The 14,667-nt window shown below is 48.8% G+C and carries 16 protein-coding genes; 4 read left to right on the forward strand and 12 right to left on the reverse strand.

Features of this window, described 5'->3' with window-relative positions:
* Window positions 1–8: 8 nt before the first annotated feature.
* The 4 genes from EP073_RS09030 (at window position 9) to EP073_RS09045 (ending at window position 3,081) form a co-directional block, all read left to right on the forward strand.
* Window positions 9–998 (forward strand): DHH family phosphoesterase, encoded by a 990-nt coding sequence (locus EP073_RS09030; RefSeq protein ID WP_128466824.1) that lies wholly within the window; start codon window positions 9–11, stop codon window positions 996–998.
* A 136-nt stretch (window positions 999–1,134) separates the two neighbouring features.
* Complete coding sequence (gene rd / locus EP073_RS09035) at window positions 1,135–1,296, forward strand: rubredoxin (protein WP_128466825.1); 162 nt, start codon at window positions 1,135–1,137, stop codon at window positions 1,294–1,296.
* A 133-nt stretch (window positions 1,297–1,429) separates the two neighbouring features.
* A complete protein-coding gene (locus tag EP073_RS09040) occupies window positions 1,430–2,638 on the forward strand; it encodes an FprA family A-type flavoprotein (RefSeq protein WP_128466826.1) in 1,209 nt (402 codons plus the stop codon).
* Window positions 2,639–2,745: 107 nt separating this feature from the next.
* Entirely contained in the window at window positions 2,746–3,081 is a 336-nt protein-coding gene (locus tag EP073_RS09045) for a Rieske (2Fe-2S) protein (RefSeq protein ID WP_128466827.1), read from the forward strand.
* On the opposite strand, the gene EP073_RS09050 is transcribed toward EP073_RS09045, so the two are convergent.
* The 12 genes from EP073_RS09050 to EP073_RS14010 all read right to left on the reverse strand — a co-directional run bounded on the left by EP073_RS09050 (window position 3,078) and on the right by EP073_RS14010 (window position 14,666).
* On the reverse strand, window positions 3,078–3,533 hold the full coding sequence (locus EP073_RS09050) for a hypothetical protein (RefSeq protein WP_128466828.1): 456 nt from the start codon (window positions 3,531–3,533) through the stop codon (window positions 3,078–3,080). The genes EP073_RS09045 and EP073_RS09050 overlap by 4 nt on opposite strands.
* Window positions 3,534–3,582: 49 nt before the next feature.
* Window positions 3,583–4,164 (reverse strand): HD domain-containing protein, encoded by a 582-nt coding sequence (locus EP073_RS09055; protein WP_128466829.1) that lies wholly within the window; start codon window positions 4,162–4,164, stop codon window positions 3,583–3,585.
* Between the two features lies 1 nt (window position 4,165).
* Window positions 4,166–5,470 carry a phenylacetate--CoA ligase family protein gene (locus EP073_RS09060; RefSeq protein ID WP_128466830.1) on the reverse strand — a complete coding sequence of 435 codons (1,305 nt, stop codon included), beginning with the start codon at window positions 5,468–5,470 and terminating at the stop codon, window positions 4,166–4,168.
* A 1-nt stretch (window position 5,471) separates the two neighbouring features.
* Window positions 5,472–6,197 carry an ABC transporter ATP-binding protein gene (locus EP073_RS09065; protein ID WP_128466831.1) on the reverse strand — a complete coding sequence of 242 codons (726 nt, stop codon included), beginning with the start codon at window positions 6,195–6,197 and terminating at the stop codon, window positions 5,472–5,474.
* The gene (locus EP073_RS09070) at window positions 6,190–6,942 is read right to left on the reverse strand and encodes an ABC transporter ATP-binding protein (protein ID WP_128466832.1); all 753 of its coding nucleotides are present in this window, start codon (window positions 6,940–6,942) and stop codon (window positions 6,190–6,192) included. Before EP073_RS09070 ends, EP073_RS09065 begins: the two co-directional genes overlap by 8 nt.
* A complete protein-coding gene (locus tag EP073_RS09075) occupies window positions 6,929–7,870 on the reverse strand; it encodes a branched-chain amino acid ABC transporter permease (RefSeq protein WP_128466833.1) in 942 nt (313 codons plus the stop codon). The genes EP073_RS09070 and EP073_RS09075 overlap by 14 nt, the downstream gene beginning before the upstream one ends.
* Window positions 7,867–8,730, reverse strand: a complete 864-nt coding sequence (locus EP073_RS09080; protein ID WP_128466834.1) for a branched-chain amino acid ABC transporter permease — start codon at window positions 8,728–8,730, stop codon at window positions 7,867–7,869. The genes EP073_RS09075 and EP073_RS09080 overlap by 4 nt, the downstream gene beginning before the upstream one ends.
* Window positions 8,730–9,851, reverse strand: coding sequence for an ABC transporter substrate-binding protein (locus EP073_RS09085; protein WP_128466835.1), 1,122 nt, complete (start codon window positions 9,849–9,851; stop codon window positions 8,730–8,732). The genes EP073_RS09080 and EP073_RS09085 overlap by 1 nt, the downstream gene beginning before the upstream one ends.
* 591 nt (window positions 9,852–10,442) lie before the next feature.
* Window positions 10,443–10,874, reverse strand: coding sequence for an ACT domain-containing protein (locus tag EP073_RS09090; protein ID WP_128466836.1), 432 nt, complete (start codon window positions 10,872–10,874; stop codon window positions 10,443–10,445).
* A gap of 9 nt (window positions 10,875–10,883) precedes the next feature.
* Window positions 10,884–12,185, reverse strand: a complete 1,302-nt coding sequence (locus EP073_RS09095; protein WP_128466837.1) for a phenylacetate--CoA ligase family protein — start codon at window positions 12,183–12,185, stop codon at window positions 10,884–10,886.
* A gap of 245 nt (window positions 12,186–12,430) precedes the next feature.
* A complete protein-coding gene (locus tag EP073_RS09100) occupies window positions 12,431–13,990 on the reverse strand; it encodes an ArnT family glycosyltransferase (RefSeq protein WP_128466838.1) in 1,560 nt (519 codons plus the stop codon).
* A gap of 31 nt (window positions 13,991–14,021) precedes the next feature.
* Window positions 14,022–14,666 carry a lipid-A-disaccharide synthase N-terminal domain-containing protein gene (locus EP073_RS14010; RefSeq protein WP_164885323.1) on the reverse strand — a complete coding sequence of 215 codons (645 nt, stop codon included), beginning with the start codon at window positions 14,664–14,666 and terminating at the stop codon, window positions 14,022–14,024.
* Window position 14,667 lies beyond the last annotated feature (1 nt).

Below are 14,667 nucleotides of genomic sequence, written 5' to 3' on the forward strand. Positions count from 1 at the left end.
AATCTCATATGATAGAAAAAATACTGCTGGACGTTAAACCTTTCCGCAAGGTGCTGATCCTCACCCACAACAACCCCGATCCGGATACCATAGCGGCGGCGGCGGGCATCAAGATGATCCTGAGCCACAAGCTGAAAAAGCGCTGCACTATAGCATACCACGGCATCATCGGCAGGGCGGAGAACAGGGAGCTTATAAAAACCTGCAAGATAGATATGCACCCCTCCACCAAGCTGAACTTCGCAAGGTACGACTACCTGATTGTGGCGGACACTCAGCCCAACGCGGGAAACGTCTACATACCCAAAAACATAACGCCCAATGTGGTCATTGACCACCACACATTCAGAGCACAGACAAAATCCACGGAGATTTACGATGTACGCCCGGGAACGGGCAGCACAAGTACTATAATAGCCGAATATATGAAGGCTCTGCATCTTGAGCCGGATGTAAACGTGGCAACCGCCCTCTATTACGGCATGAAGACCGACACTTTCGGCTCCGGCAGAAGCATCACCCAGCACGATATGGAAATGATGGCGTTCATTTTCCCCCACATCTCCACTCAGAAGCTCCAAAAGATAGAAAACCCCGAACTGCCCCGCTATTACTTTAAAACAATGAAAAAAGCAATTGAGCAGGCAGAGATCATAGACAGCCTCGTCTTCTGCGATCTGGGTGAAGTCCGCAATCCGGACCTCATTGCGGAAACAAGCGACTTCATTCTGAGAATGCGTGATGTGAAATGGTCTTTCGTCATAGGACGCATAGACAGCCAGAGCTACTTCTCCCTGCGCTGTAAATCAGCAAAACAGCTTGTAGGCAGGATAGCGGGGCGAATTGTAAAAGGCATAGGCACAGGCGGCGGACACATGAAATCCGCAGGCGGACAGATAAACCTTGAAAGCATGCCCTATGAACAGGTTGTGCCTGAGCTGAAAACCCGACTGCTTCAGAGGATAGGCATAACCGGAACGGAAATCAAAAAAATCTGAGCGAATAATCTGAAAAATCATTTTTGAGAAACAAACACAATTACTTTAAATGGAGTTCCGGTTGTATATCGGACTTGACTTGTGCTAATTGACTATTATAGTTTAGGTATCATTTCTAATCCACAGGAGGACTGCTATGAAATATGTATGTACAGTGTGCGGATGGATTTACGACCCGGCAGTGGGCGATCCCGACGGCGGCATAGAGCCCGGAACAGAATTTGAAGACATCCCCGAAGACTGGGTCTGCCCCGAATGCGGAGTAGGCAAAGACAGCTTTGAGGTTTACGAAGACTAATAAACGAAATCAGCAGCCGTCCGGCGCGTCCGGACGGCGTTTTCGTTTGCACCTCCTCTCAAAATCATTGCTTTTTCCTTATCCATGAACTATTCTTTAAAAGATAAAAATTATCTCTTATACAGGAGGCTATATGAACTCATTCAAAGTGGCGGACAATGTACACTGGGTCGGCGTCAGGGATCCCGAGCTCGAAATTTTTGACGTTGTAATCCCCACCGAACACGGAACCACATACAACAGCTATCTTGTTCAGGGAACAAAGAAGAAAGCGCTGATAGAGGCAAACAAGCTTCTTTTCAAAGATATATACGTTCAGACTGTTGAGGAAATCTGCCCTATCCCGGAGATTGACTACATAATACTCAACCACAACGAGCCCGACCACTCAGGCTGCCTCCCCGTTCTTCTGGAAAAGAACCCGAATATTGAGGTGATATACTCCAAAACGGCTAAGACATTCGTGGACAATATCGTTAACGGCGAATACAACGGACGCGCAGTGGGTGACGGTGATGTGATTGACCTCGGCGGCAAAACTCTCCGCTTCTTCCATACCCCCTTCCTCCACTGGCCGGACACTATGTTCACCTACCTTGTGGAGGATAAAATTCTCTTCCCCTGCGATTTTCTCGGTGCGCACTATTGCAGCGGCGAGAAGATTTTCAACGATGAGCTGGATAGGAAAGATGACGCCATGGAAGCGTTTAAGTTCTACTACTCCATGATTATGCGCCCCTACAAGGAGCATATACTGAAAGCCCTGCACAAGATCAAAGACATAGAAATAACAATGGTCTGCCCCTCCCACGGTCCTATTCTCCGTGAAAACCCCGAAAGATATATCGAGTGGTATAAAAAGCAGGCGGACAGATATTATAAAAACATGCAGGAACGCCGTGTTGCCATAGTTTATGCCACGGCATACGGAAACACCAAAATGCTGGCAGACAGCATCAAAGAAGGAGTTGAGGAGACAGGGGTGAAAGCCGTTCTTCTGGACGCCGCTGCACTCCCTGTCGGCGAACTGATAGACGAGATTGAAATATCCTACGGGCTGCTCATAGGTACGCCCACGCTGAACGCCAAGGCTCCGAAGCCCATACTTAACCTTTTTGCGTACTTCGTTGTGCTGAACATGGTAAACAGGCTCGCAGGCGCCTTCGGCTCATTCGGCTGGAGCGGGGAAGGCGTGAAGGTCAGTGAGGATATTATGAAAAGCATGCGCATGAAGCTTCCCATAGAATCCTTCAAGGTAAAAATGACCCCGTCAGCGGAAGACCTCAAAAACGCCTACGCATGGGGGCGGGACTTCGGCATGGCTGTGCTTGAGGCTAACTAGAAACAGTAAATTCAGTTTGAGATCCTTCACTGCGTTCGGGATGACATTATATTAAGCGTCATTCCGAAAACCCGAAGGGTGAAGGATCTCAGACAGAGGCTTTTATCATGGATTTTATTAAAGCTGCAAAAACCGAAGATTTCACGGGCACAAGCTGGAAGGCAGTCAAGATTCTCGCCAAAAACATAGGTATATTCAAAAGGGATGACGGTTCCTTTTACGCCATGGAGATAAGCTGCAAGCACCAGCAGGCAAACCTTCTCACGAACGGACTGCCGAAAAGCGGAAGCGTAATAAAATGCCACCGTCACGGCTGGGAATATGACCTCTCCACAGGCAGATGCCTCACACATCCGGACGGTTATTCAGATTTACGGTTTTATGAACTTAAGGTTGAAAACGGCGCAATTTTCATATCCGCCGCACCGCTGCCGAAAGATTAAGCAAAAAAAGCAGGGACAAGCTGGGCAAGAAAGAACGCCATAAGCACGGCAAGCGCAGCACGGTAGTAGGTTATTCCGTTTAGGTAGCTGAAAGCGAATACGGCAATGCTCAGATACCATCCTGCGTAAAGCCCCATAAAAACCTTGAGCGCGGTACCCGTAAACAGGAAGGTCGCCGGGCTTATGACAGCCGTGAGCTCCATAGCGAGCACAATACGCACCAGCGGCAGAAAGGATTCAGGCTTACGCCTGCAAAGCATAAACATGAACAGCATGAAGAATCCCGTCATGAGGATTCCTTCTATCATATTCTCAATATTAAAATACTCTGTCTCTCCCGTAAACGGTGAGCGGTAAGGGATAAGATATGCCAGAAGCATAATAGTGATGAGGTTGAAGGTGTGATGCCTGTTAAGGATCAGGTTATAGAGCGCGCGCCTGTTGAACAGCATGAAGGCAGCGGACACATATATCGTGTCTAAAATAGACGGATATTCAATATTACCAGTTTTTTGATCCGTTTTCCCATCCGTTCCCATCGCCGTACCACCATTCGTAATATCTTGTTTCCAGAACAGCCTCAGCAAGCTGAATCCCTTTTTCCGTCTTGAGGCGCTTCACTGCGGATTTGAGCCAGTTACCCGCCTGCTCGTTCCCTTTATCAAGCTGCTCCTTAAGGAACATGATAAGCTCCAACACATCGGCGTCTTTCGCTATTTTTGCCTCAAGGGTTTTCTGCTGTGCGTATTCCTCTATGAGCTCAGAAACCTCAGCCTCAACGGGAAGATCCTTCAGGGCATGCCTGAGCGCTTTTTCATCATCGGAGTCAACGTATTTCTGCTGTAAATAATTAAGATCTCCGGTTCTTGCCTCTTCCAGATCATGAAATAGGCACATTTTCAGCACCTTGTTAACGTCTGCGCCGAGCACTGCCGCCATCGTATAACCGATTACGGTCACACGAAAGCTGTGCTCCGCCACGCTCTGCTTTCCGGAGCCGAGATAGGGGATTCCCGTCCTCTGCAAATTCTGAAGAAATCCCGCCTCAAAAAAGAAGTTGATAATCCGCTGATCGTCTTTCATGTTATTCCGGCTTACGGTTGTCTATGACTCTTTTCGCCTTGCCTTCAAAACGCTCAAGGGTTTTAGGCATGACAAGCTTGACTCTGGGTTTTATGAGTATCGCCTGCTGGAAGACTCTTACAAGCTCCTCCATAAGGGATTTCTGTTTTTTCATCTCATCAAAGAACAGCGCCTCGCTGACCTCGATCTGTATCTCAAGCTCATCCAGAACGCCCTTCTTGCTCACCACCATCATAAAGTGCGGTGAAGCTCCGTTCACGGATTCCAGAGCCTCCGCCACCTGCGACGGATAAACATTTACACCGTTGACAATTATCATGTCATCCGTTCTGCCTCTGGGTTTTTCCATCTTGATTAGTGTTCTGCCGCAGGCGCATTTTTCTCTGTAGAGTCTGGTCACGTCTCTTGTTCTGTAACGGATAAGAGGCATCGCCTCTCTTTTCAGGGTGGTGATCACAAGCTCGCCCTTCTCCCCTATGGGAAGAGGCTTCAGTGTTTCGGGATCGATTATCTCAACATAGAAGTGATCCTCGTTCACATGGAGACCGCTCTTTTCAAGGCACTCTCCGGCTATTCCGGGACCCATAAGCTCGGAAAGACCGTAGTTGTCCACTGCGTCTATGCCTAGTTTATCCTCAATTTCCTGCCTTATCTTCTCGCCCCACGGCTCACTGCCGAAGAGCCCCGTTTTAAGGTGGAGGTCGTTTTTATTAAGCCCCATTTTGCTGAGGGTTTCGGCTATATGCAGGGCATATGACGGCGTACTGACAAGCACTGTGCTTCTGTAGTCCTGCATTATGCCTATCTGCCTTGCGGTGTTGCCGCTGGAAACGGGGATGACGGATGCGCCTATGTGCTCCGCTCCGTAGTGCAGTCCGAATCCTCCGGTGAACAGTCCGTATGTGAAGGCAACATGAACTATGTCCTGCTCGTCCGCTCCGCCTGCAATTATTATACGTGCCACAAGGTCTTTCCAGTTTTCCAGATCCGCCCTTGTGTAACCCACCACTGTCGGCTTGCCTGTTGTTCCGCTGGAAGAGTGTATGCGCACAATGTCACGCAGGGGCACTGCGAACATTCCGTATGGGTAGTTGTCTCTCAAATCCTGCTTGGTGGTGAAGGGGAGGGTCGCAATATCCGCAAGCTCTTTGACGGAATCGGACTTAATACCTGTCTCATCAAATTTTTTCTTATAGAAATCCACATTTTTATAGGCACGGTTAAGGGTAGACTGCATACGTTCAAGCTGAAACGCCTCTCTCTCCTCAACGCTCATAGTTTCTTCACGTTCCTGCCAGTATTTCATTCTATCTCTCCCACTTCTCCTTGTATTCCTTGCCGAGGTACGCTCTTTTCACCTCATTGTCGCCAAGAAGCTCTTTAGCGCTCCCCTGAAGAACTATGCGCCCATTCTCAAGCACATAGCCTCTGTCGGCGTATTTCAGAGCCATTGCCGCGTTCTGCTCCACGAGAAGAATCGTAAGACCCGTCTTGGAGAGAGCAGCCAGTTTTTCATATACATCTTTTATCACAAGGGGCGCAAGCCCCATGGAGGGTTCATCCATCAAAAGCAGTTTCGGTCTGCACATAAGCGCACGCCCGATGGCAAGCATCTGCTGCTCACCGCCGGAGAGCATTCCCGCCTGCTGATTTTTGCGCTCCTTAAGCACAGGGAACATGGAGTATATCTCCTCAATCTTTTCGGAGTTTTCCCTTGAGCTTTTGGAAAAGCCGCCCATAAGAATATTCTCAAGCACAGTCATATTCGCAAAAACCCTGCGCCCTTCGGGAACAAGGGCTATACCCTTCGCCGCCGCCTGATGCACCTTCATTGCAGCTATGCTCTCACCCATGAACACAGCCTCACCCTGCTTTGCGGGAATTATGCCCATCACGGAGTTAAGCAGAGTCGTTTTCCCCGCCCCGTTGCTGCCGATGAGGGAAACAAACTCACCCTCGCTCACATGTACGGAAACGTTTGTCAGTGCCTCCACGGCACCGTATGAAACACAGAGGGATTTCAGCTTAAGCATCCTCATCCCCCAGATAAGCTTTGAGGACAGCCTCATTATTCCTTATTTCGTCATAGGTGCCGCAGGCTATCTTCTCTCCGAAGTTAAGGCATACAACATATTCAGCGAGGCTGGATATAAACTGCATGTCATGCTCGACCATAAGAACCGTTATTCCGTCCGCCGAAACCTTGCGCACTATACCCGCCAGACGCTCCTTCTCCGCCATGTTCAGCCCTGCCGCAGGCTCATCCAGAAGCAGAAGTCTGGGTTTTGAGATAACGGCTCTTGCCATCTCAAAGTTTTTCAGCACCCCGTAAGGCACGGATGACGGTCTGTAATGCTGAAAATCCTGCACGCCGGCAAACTCAAGGAAAGTGTCTATCTCTTCCGATATTTTTTTCCAGTATGATTTATTAAGCCTGAAAGCGCTTTTCAGGACGGATGGTTTGTCTCTGCCGATTATTCCGAGATACATATTCTCCCGAAGGGAAAGCTCGGGGATAATATTCAGGTTCTGAAACGTGCGCGATATGCCGGAGTTGAACACGCAGTGCGGCTTCGCCTTTGTGATGTTCTTATCCATAAACCTAACAGTTCCGGCAACCGGAGCCACGAAGCCCGTAACAACGTTAAACATTGTGGTTTTTCCGGCGCCGTTCGGACCTATGAGTGCGGAGACGCTCCCCTCTTTGACAGTGAAGCTCACATCCGTAAGCGCCCTTACTCCGCCGAAGCGGACCGATATATCCTTAACTTCTAACATTTTTCTTCCTCAGTCCGGAGAGGGTTCCGGCTATGCCGCCGGGAACAAACATAACGCAAACGGCAAGAAGACCGCCGTAGATAAGCATTTCGTAATCCTCGGCAGAGGCGAAAAGCTCAGGAACAAGCCCGAGAATCACAGCGCCGATCACGCCGCCGGTGATGTAGCCGAGCCCGCCCACAGTCGCCATGGCAACAAGCTCAATAGAGTACTTGAGGCTGAACGATACGGGGCTGATGAAGTGAGCGAAGAAGGCGTAGAGTGAGCCGTTGAGCGCTGTAAAACCGGCGACAAAGGCGAAAACCAGCAGCTTTGTCTGCACAGTGTCCAGTCCGTAGCTGTTTGAGGCGGATTCGGATGATTTTATAAATTTAAGCTTGTAATGCAGGAATGACTTGTCAAAAAGCTCCAACAGAAAGAGAACAATCACAAAATAAACGGACATCAGCACGAAGTAAGCCTGATCCAGCCCGAAATACAGCCCGAGAAACTCTATATCCCCTATCCCCATAAGTCCGGAAGGACCGCCGGTTATGAAATCCATCTCGTTCATGAGTATGTAGACGATCATCCCGAAGCCGAGGGTCGCCATGGCAAGATAATGTCCGTGGAGACGCAGCACAGGCCAGCCTATTACATAAGCTATGATGAAGCTGCCCGCAAACGACACTGGAAATGTCATAAGTGGGTTCCAGCCGTAAGTAGCGGAAAGCACGCCGGAAATATATGCCCCCAGACCGAAAAACGCAGCCTGACCTATGGAAATTATCCCCGTGTAGCCCAGAAGTATATTAAGACCCGTAGCGTTTAGGGAGTGAATCATTATGATCACCGCAACGCCGAGGTAATATTCATTGTCAACCGTAAAGCCGAGAACGGCAAGAGCAACTGCCGCAAGCAGAGCGGGAAAAGGATTTATCTTTCTCATACCCGCTTTGCCATCCTTTTTCCGAACAGCCCCGCAGGTTTCACAAACAGAATCAGCAGTATGACCACAAACGCTATGGCGTCCTTATAGCCGGAAGGCATCACCGTGGCGGCGAAGCTTTCCAGAAGCCCGAGCAGAAGCCCGCCCGCAACAGCACCCCAAAAGCTTCCCAGACCGCCGAGAATAGCAGCTGCGAAGCCCTTAAGACCTATCATGACACCGTCGTCATATGTAACAAAGGTTATGGGGGATATAAGCACGCCGGCAGCGGCGCCCACAGCGGCAGCCACGCCGAAGCTCATAACACGAACCATCACGGCGTTTATTCCGCAGATGCCAGCCGCGGTCATATCATCGAAACAGGCGCGCATGGCGCGTCCGTATTTGCTCCTTTTAAGGAAAAGATGCAGAATGAAAGCGATACCCGCCCCAACCGCAATCACCATTACACTCTGATTTGAGATGATCCCGCCGGGCAGTTCAATACTTTTCACAGGCATAAATTCGCCCACGGTGACCGTATCTCTGCCCCAGATGTGCATTGCGAAGTCTCTGAGCAGTATGGAAGCGGCGATGGTCACAGTGATAAGGTTAATCTCGCTTTTAACACGCACAAGGTTGATGAACACTCTCTCAAAAAGGAGCCCCATAACAAGCGCGGTAATAATCGCCAGCGGAAAAGCAGCCGGAAACGGCATGCCCAAAACAGCGAAAAACGTATAGATCATCATTCCGCCCAGCATGACAAATTCACCCTGAGCGAAATTAATAAGTCCCGTCGTGTTATAGATTATGTTGAAGCCGAGGGCTACCAGCGCGTAAATACTGCCGCCGGTAAGCCCCGAATAGAGGAACTGCATTATTTTGCTATCTCAAATTTTCCGTCTCTGATTTCGACCATAATAAACGCATCGGACGAAAGACCGTTATGATCCTTCTCTGTCATATTAAATTCTCCGGCAGTGCCTTTGAATCCCTTTATGCCTGCAAGGGCGGCAGTGAACTTATCTGTATTTGCTCCGGATTTTTCATAGGCGAGCTTAAACAGGTAAAAAGCATCGTAAGCATGTCCGCCGAAAGCGGAAACAGGCATATTAAACTTGCCTTCGTAATCCTGTTTATACTTCATGAGAACAGGCTTGAAGGGATCATTATCCGCAAGCCTGTCAGCGACTATGAGCCTTCCTGCCGGAAGCTTAAGCCCGTCCGCCGATGTTCCCGCGAGCTCTATGAACTTCATGGAGGCAACGCCGTGGCTCATGAAAAGGTTCGTAATGCCAAGATCCTTGGCGTTTTTAGCCACAATTGCTGGCGCAGGACCCACACCCCAGCAGATTACAGCGTCCGGAGAGGCGGACTTGAGCTTGCTGAGTTGGCTTGTCATGTCTTTATCCTTGTCGCCGAATTTTTCATCAGCAACAATTTCTATTCCCTGAACCTTCGCGCCTTCGATCAGAGCGTCTCTTCCGGTTACTCCGAACCCGTTCTGAGCGGTGATAAGAGCGGCTTTTTTCATGCCCTTGGATTTCATGTATTTAAAAATTGTCTCAGCGGCGTGAATGTCGCTCTGAGGTGTTTTGAAAACATATTTATTAACCGGAGTGACAATGGCTGCACTTGCCGCACAGCTTATGAGCGGAGTTTTAAACTTGTCGGCAAGATCCTTGACCGCAAGGCTTGAACCTGTGGTGGTCGGTCCTATTACCGCAAAGACTTTGTCTTTTGTCACAAGTCTTTTGAAATAGTTGATAGTTCTCTGCTCATCACCCTGAGTGTCGTAGGTTACCAGAACAACCTTGTCTCCGTTGATGCCGCCCGCCGCGTTGATTTCAGCCACCAGCATTTCAGCCGTGAGCTTCTCAGGATGCCCGAGATAGGACGCAGGACCAGTTTCAGCAAACAGAGCGCCAAGCCTGACCTCTCCGGCAAATGCGGAAACACTCACCAGAAGAAACATTAAAACCGACAGAATACGAACCATTTTTCCACCCCCAATTTATTGTTACTGATTCCTTCAATCCAGCAGGATTCAGGATTACACTCTTAAGCGCTTTTATGAGCAGAAGCGAAGGATACCAACGCATTGCCGGATATAAGAGATTCTTCACTGCGTTCAGAATGACCGCAAAAAGAATTCATATCTCGTAAATCTGCTCGCCCGCTGTCCTGACAACATCAAACCGCACATCCTGTCGGTTTGATGTACACGCTCGCGGCAGGATAAACCTGCCTTCGCTCGCACGGCGCGTTCCCATCTAGTCTTAACTATCCAAAATTTACCTTCCATGGAAATTTTAGATACACGCTCGCGGCAGGATAAACCTGCCTTCGCTCGCACGGCGCGTTCCCATCTAGTCTTAACTATCCAAAATTTACCTTCCATGGAAATTTTAGATACACGCTCGCGGCAGGATAAACCTGCCTTCGCTCGCACGGCGCGTTCCCATCTAGTCTTAACTATCCAAAATTTACCTTCCATGGAAATTTTAGATACACGCTCGCGGCAGGATAAACCTGCCTTCGCTCGCACGGCGCGTTCCCATCCATGGGAACGTAGGGAACGTAGTGTCAGCTATATCTCGTAAATCTGCTCGCCCTTCATTAGCTTGTAGCCGCTTGCGGTGAGGACATCCACAGCCTTTGACGTGTCATCGAAGCGGAAAATCATCACAGCGCTGTCTGTGCTCCTTTCCACAAGGGCGTACATATATTCAACATTGATGGAAGCTTTGCTCAGCGTGCCGAGAACACCGGCCAGCCCGCCGGGGTTATCCGGAACTTCAACCGCCAGAACCTCGGTTCTGCCAACCGTAAACTCATTCTCCCTGAGGAGGCGGTAAGCTTTGTCCGGTTCGTTCACAATAAGACGAAGTATTCCGAAATCGGATGTGTCCGCAAGGGATAATGCTCTGATGTTTATGTTATTATTACCGAGGAGCCCTGTAACCTCGTGAAGTCTGCCCGATTCATTTTCGATAAATACCGAAATCTGGGTGATTTTCATTCCCGCACCTCATATCTTCCTTTTATCGATAACACGCTGGGCTTTGCCCTCGCTTCTGGCTATCGATTTGGGTTCGACAAGACGCACCTTGCAGGTAACGCCTATCATATCCTTGATGTCTTTTTCTATCTCTCTGGTGAGTCTCTGAAGTTCCTTGATTTCGTCACTGAAGAAGGAGCCTTCCACCTCGACCTTCACCTCAAGAGTATCAAGATTATCAACCCTGTCAACCTCAAGAAGGTAGTGAGGCAGGACACCTTTTTTCTCCACGAGAACAGCCTCGATCTGTGAGGGGAAAACATTTACTCCGCGGATTATAAGCATATCATCGCTTCTGCCCATGACCTTGCTCATGCGTACGTTTGTACGCCCGCATTTGCAGGGCTGACGGTTTATGATTGCTATATCCCTTGTTCTGTAGCGGATAAGGGGAATCGCTTCCTTGGTTATTGTGGTGAAAACAAGCTCTCCGGGTTCTCCGAAGGGAACGTTCTCCCCTGTTTCGGGGTCTATTGTTTCCACAATGAAGTGGTCTTCGCTTATGTGCATTCCGTTTTTGGCTTCAATACATTCAAAGGCAACACCGGGTCCGATGATTTCGCTGAGTCCGTAAATATCCACAGCGTCTATACCCCATTTGGACTCTATCTCCGTCCTCATTTCATTTGTCCACGGCTCAGCGCCGAAAACGCCGACTTTAATGGGCATACTTTTAACATCGTACCCCTCTTCCTCCGCCACTTCAAAAAGACTCAGGGCGTAGCTGGGCGTACAGGAAATGGCTGTGGAGCCGAAGTCTTTCATTATCATAAGCTGCCGCTTGGAGTTGCCGCCCGAGATCGGAATAACGGAAGCGCCTATCTTCTCCGCACCGTAGTGAGCGCCTAAGCCGCCCGTAAAAAGTCCGTAACCGTAGGCATTCTGGAGTATATCCCCTTTGCCTATTCCTGCGCCGCTGAGAGTTCTTGCCATCAGCTCCGACCAAGTGTCTATGTCCCGTCTGGTGTAGCCCACAACCGTCGGTTTACCTGTGGTTCCGCTGGAAGCGTGGATTCTCACCACCTGCTCCTGCGGAACGGCGAACATGCCGAAGGGGTAGTTATCACGCAGATCCTGCTTATATGTGAAGGGAAATTTGCCTAGATCACTGAGTGTTTTAAGGTCATCGGGCTTTACGCCGCATTCGTCAAACTTTGCTTTATAAAAAGGGACTCTGGCGTACACAGTCTCCAGCAATGACTTGAGCCTGCGGAACTGTAATGCCTCCAGTGCCTCTCTGGGCAGTGTTTCGTACTCTTCGTTCCAGATCATCTGCGCAACTCCGGTAAAAATGAAAACTAAAATCCGTGCCTGATTTTGTATCAGGTTTACATAGTTTAGTCAAACCAAATTTAACAAAGTTTAGCCTTTCGTAACAGGAAGAAAGCGGATAATCAGAGGATAAAGATGAAAAACAAAGCGGGTTTACAGGCTTTCAGCAAACGAAAGGCGGACAGGCGGACAAAGCTCTATGCTCAGCATGTCCGCACGATAATATTTACTTATAATAAAACTGTTCAGCGCCCGCAAAAGTACAGGTGCGCCTTACGCGCCTTATATTCCTCAAAGCAGGAATAGCCGTAGTTTGCCTCTATCTCGCTGATGTGTTCGGGACCGGTTATGATGAAAAGTCTGCTTCTGCTGCTGAAAAACTCTCCGGCGTCACTCTCGTTATCTACATAATACCTCTTATATTCTTCGTCTTTTTCAAACTGAAGCTCGCGCTCTTTTCCGAATACGGCAGGCACTATCTCCTCACGGTAAAAGCTCACGGAGGGCAGAAAAGTTTTGTAGAAGACAGCCTCAAGCCTTTCCCCGTATTTTTCTGTCAGGGACGCTTCTGCAAGCAGCCTGAACCCTTTAACATTCTCCTCAACCGCAGGCACAAGAGCATAAACCGGAACACTGATTACCAGAACTGTCCACGCGGAAGCTATCACGAAGCCTCTCCCGAACCTGTAACCGCCGAGAATAGTTATATAAACCGCCGCCGCAACAAGAGTGGAGAGCATAAGCGGCAGCCTGTAAGAATGCAGGTAATCCAGAACATAACCCGAAGCAGCCGGAGCCAATATAAGAACCGTCATGTAAAGATGCCCGAAAAACAAAGGCAGATGAGACCTGAATCTCATAACGGCGGAAGCGGCAAGTATCCCGAGAAGAGGAGTAAACGGAGCAAGATATGAAATAAGCTTGCTTTCTGAAACCTGAAACACCAAGAAAGGGAGAAAAAAGAAAATCCAGAGCGAGTATCGCCCGGTGAACCTTTCTCTCAGCATGCCGTAAAGCGAATATATAAACATAGGGCAGAGACCGAACAGAACGGCAGGATAAAAATACCAAGGCTCCGCACGGTTAAAGACCTCTGTCGTCATCCTGTCCACAAGCTGATACCCCAGAAAATAAGCGGCGATTCCGTCATAGTGAACGGCGATATACAGATACCACGGCAGTCCGGTTAACAGAAAAACTGTCAGGGAAGAGAAAAAGAAGACAGGGTTGAAAAGATTGCGGTAGTTCTTGTTATAAAGCGCCGCGGCGCATACAGGAATAACCGTGAAAAGGAGCACCACCGGTCCTTTCAGCATGAAACCCATACCCAGCAGAAGACCGAACAGAACACCCTCGAATATTCCGTTTGAGCCGTTCGCCGCTGAGAACACAATATATAAAGCAATTATCACCACAGCGGTTATATAAATATCAATCGCGACTATCCTTGAGACTGACATAAAAAGCAGGCTTGAACCTGCGGCAAGAACGGCACAGTCCGAAGTGCTGTCATCCCTAGTGAGGAGATAGGCTGTTTTTCTGGTGAAGATAAGGGCAGCCGCTGCTGCCGCTATGCCGAAAAACCTTGCGCCGAGTGCGTTTACACCGAAAATTTTCATTCCGGCGGCTATCAGCCAGTAAACAAGGGGCGGCTTATGAAAATGTGTTATTCCGTTAAACTCCGGAATCATAAAATTCCCGCTCACCAGCATTTCCCGTGCGATCTCAGCGTACCGTCCTTCGGTGGATTCAAACAGGGTCATGTGATATGAGGATACAAGTGCAAGAATTACAAAAACTGCCACAAAAAAAAGATACCTGCGTTCTCTGCGTTCGTTAAGCAATGACGGACGACCTCTCTTTATAAATAAAGTATATATTTCTCAAATAAATAAAAATACCTACAATCTGACCGACGGTAAAAACAATATCATCAACAAGAACCGAATAAGCAAGCAGAAGAACGCTTCCGACCAGACTGAAATACCAGAATGCGGCTGGAACTACGCTTCTGCGGAGCTTTTCGGTACAGATCCACTGAACAAAAAACCTCAGAAAGAAAAAAAACTGTCCGCTCAGACCCAGAAGATAGAGCATAAGCAGGTGCGCGGTTTCACGCTCCTGCCTGAAAGAGGGGGCAAACCACGCTAAAGCGGATGCGGCAGTCAGATATATTATAACAAAAGAAGCCGAGAAATACGTAAAAACCGATTTCTTAACTCCTCTTTCCGCTGCTATAAAGTAAAGATTTCTCAAGTATATGATAAAACCGGCTGACTGACCGGCGATGAATACCGGATCCTTCACAATCACTGCGTAAGCCAGCAGAATAAAGCTGCCTGCAAGGCTGAGATACCAGAAGGAAACGGGGATCACGCTCTTCTTTTCTTTTTCCGAGTTGAGCCATTGAACAAGAAATCTGGAAAAGAATACAGCCTGACCGATTATGCCGACGGAAACAACGGTGCTTTCAAAGCTCATG

The sequence above is a fragment of the Geovibrio thiophilus genome (assembly GCF_004087915.1).
In the GTDB taxonomy this organism is placed as follows: Bacteria; Chrysiogenota; Deferribacteres; order Deferribacterales; family Geovibrionaceae; genus Geovibrio; species Geovibrio thiophilus.

Coding starts and splice junctions, on each gene's coding strand:
- EP073_RS09080 (WP_128466834.1), bottom strand. CDS start 8,730: ATGCAGTTCCTCTATTCGGGGCTTACCGGCGGCAGTATTTACGCGCTG.
- EP073_RS09095 (WP_128466837.1), bottom strand. CDS start 12,185: ATGATCTGGAACGAAGAGTACGAAACACTGCCCAGAGAGGCACTGGAG.
- EP073_RS09045 (WP_128466827.1), top strand. CDS start 2,746: ATGGATTTTATTAAAGCTGCAAAAACCGAAGATTTCACGGGCACAAGC.
- EP073_RS09055 (WP_128466829.1), bottom strand. CDS start 4,164: ATGAAAGACGATCAGCGGATTATCAACTTCTTTTTTGAGGCGGGATTT.
- EP073_RS09070 (WP_128466832.1), bottom strand. CDS start 6,942: ATGTTAGAAGTTAAGGATATATCGGTCCGCTTCGGCGGAGTAAGGGCG.
- EP073_RS09030 (WP_128466824.1), top strand. CDS start 9: ATGATAGAAAAAATACTGCTGGACGTTAAACCTTTCCGCAAGGTGCTG.
- EP073_RS09085 (WP_128466835.1), bottom strand. CDS start 9,851: ATGGTTCGTATTCTGTCGGTTTTAATGTTTCTTCTGGTGAGTGTTTCC.
- EP073_RS09065 (WP_128466831.1), bottom strand. CDS start 6,197: ATGCTTAAGCTGAAATCCCTCTGTGTTTCATACGGTGCCGTGGAGGCA.
- EP073_RS09050 (WP_128466828.1), bottom strand. CDS start 3,533: ATGCTGTTCAACAGGCGCGCGCTCTATAACCTGATCCTTAACAGGCAT.
- rd (WP_128466825.1), top strand. CDS start 1,135: ATGAAATATGTATGTACAGTGTGCGGATGGATTTACGACCCGGCAGTG.
- EP073_RS09040 (WP_128466826.1), top strand. CDS start 1,430: ATGAACTCATTCAAAGTGGCGGACAATGTACACTGGGTCGGCGTCAGG.
- EP073_RS09060 (WP_128466830.1), bottom strand. CDS start 5,470: ATGAAATACTGGCAGGAACGTGAAGAAACTATGAGCGTTGAGGAGAGA.
- EP073_RS09075 (WP_128466833.1), bottom strand. CDS start 7,870: ATGAGAAAGATAAATCCTTTTCCCGCTCTGCTTGCGGCAGTTGCTCTT.
- EP073_RS09090 (WP_128466836.1), bottom strand. CDS start 10,874: ATGAAAATCACCCAGATTTCGGTATTTATCGAAAATGAATCGGGCAGA.
- EP073_RS14010 (WP_164885323.1), bottom strand. CDS start 14,666: ATGAGCTTTGAAAGCACCGTTGTTTCCGTCGGCATAATCGGTCAGGCT.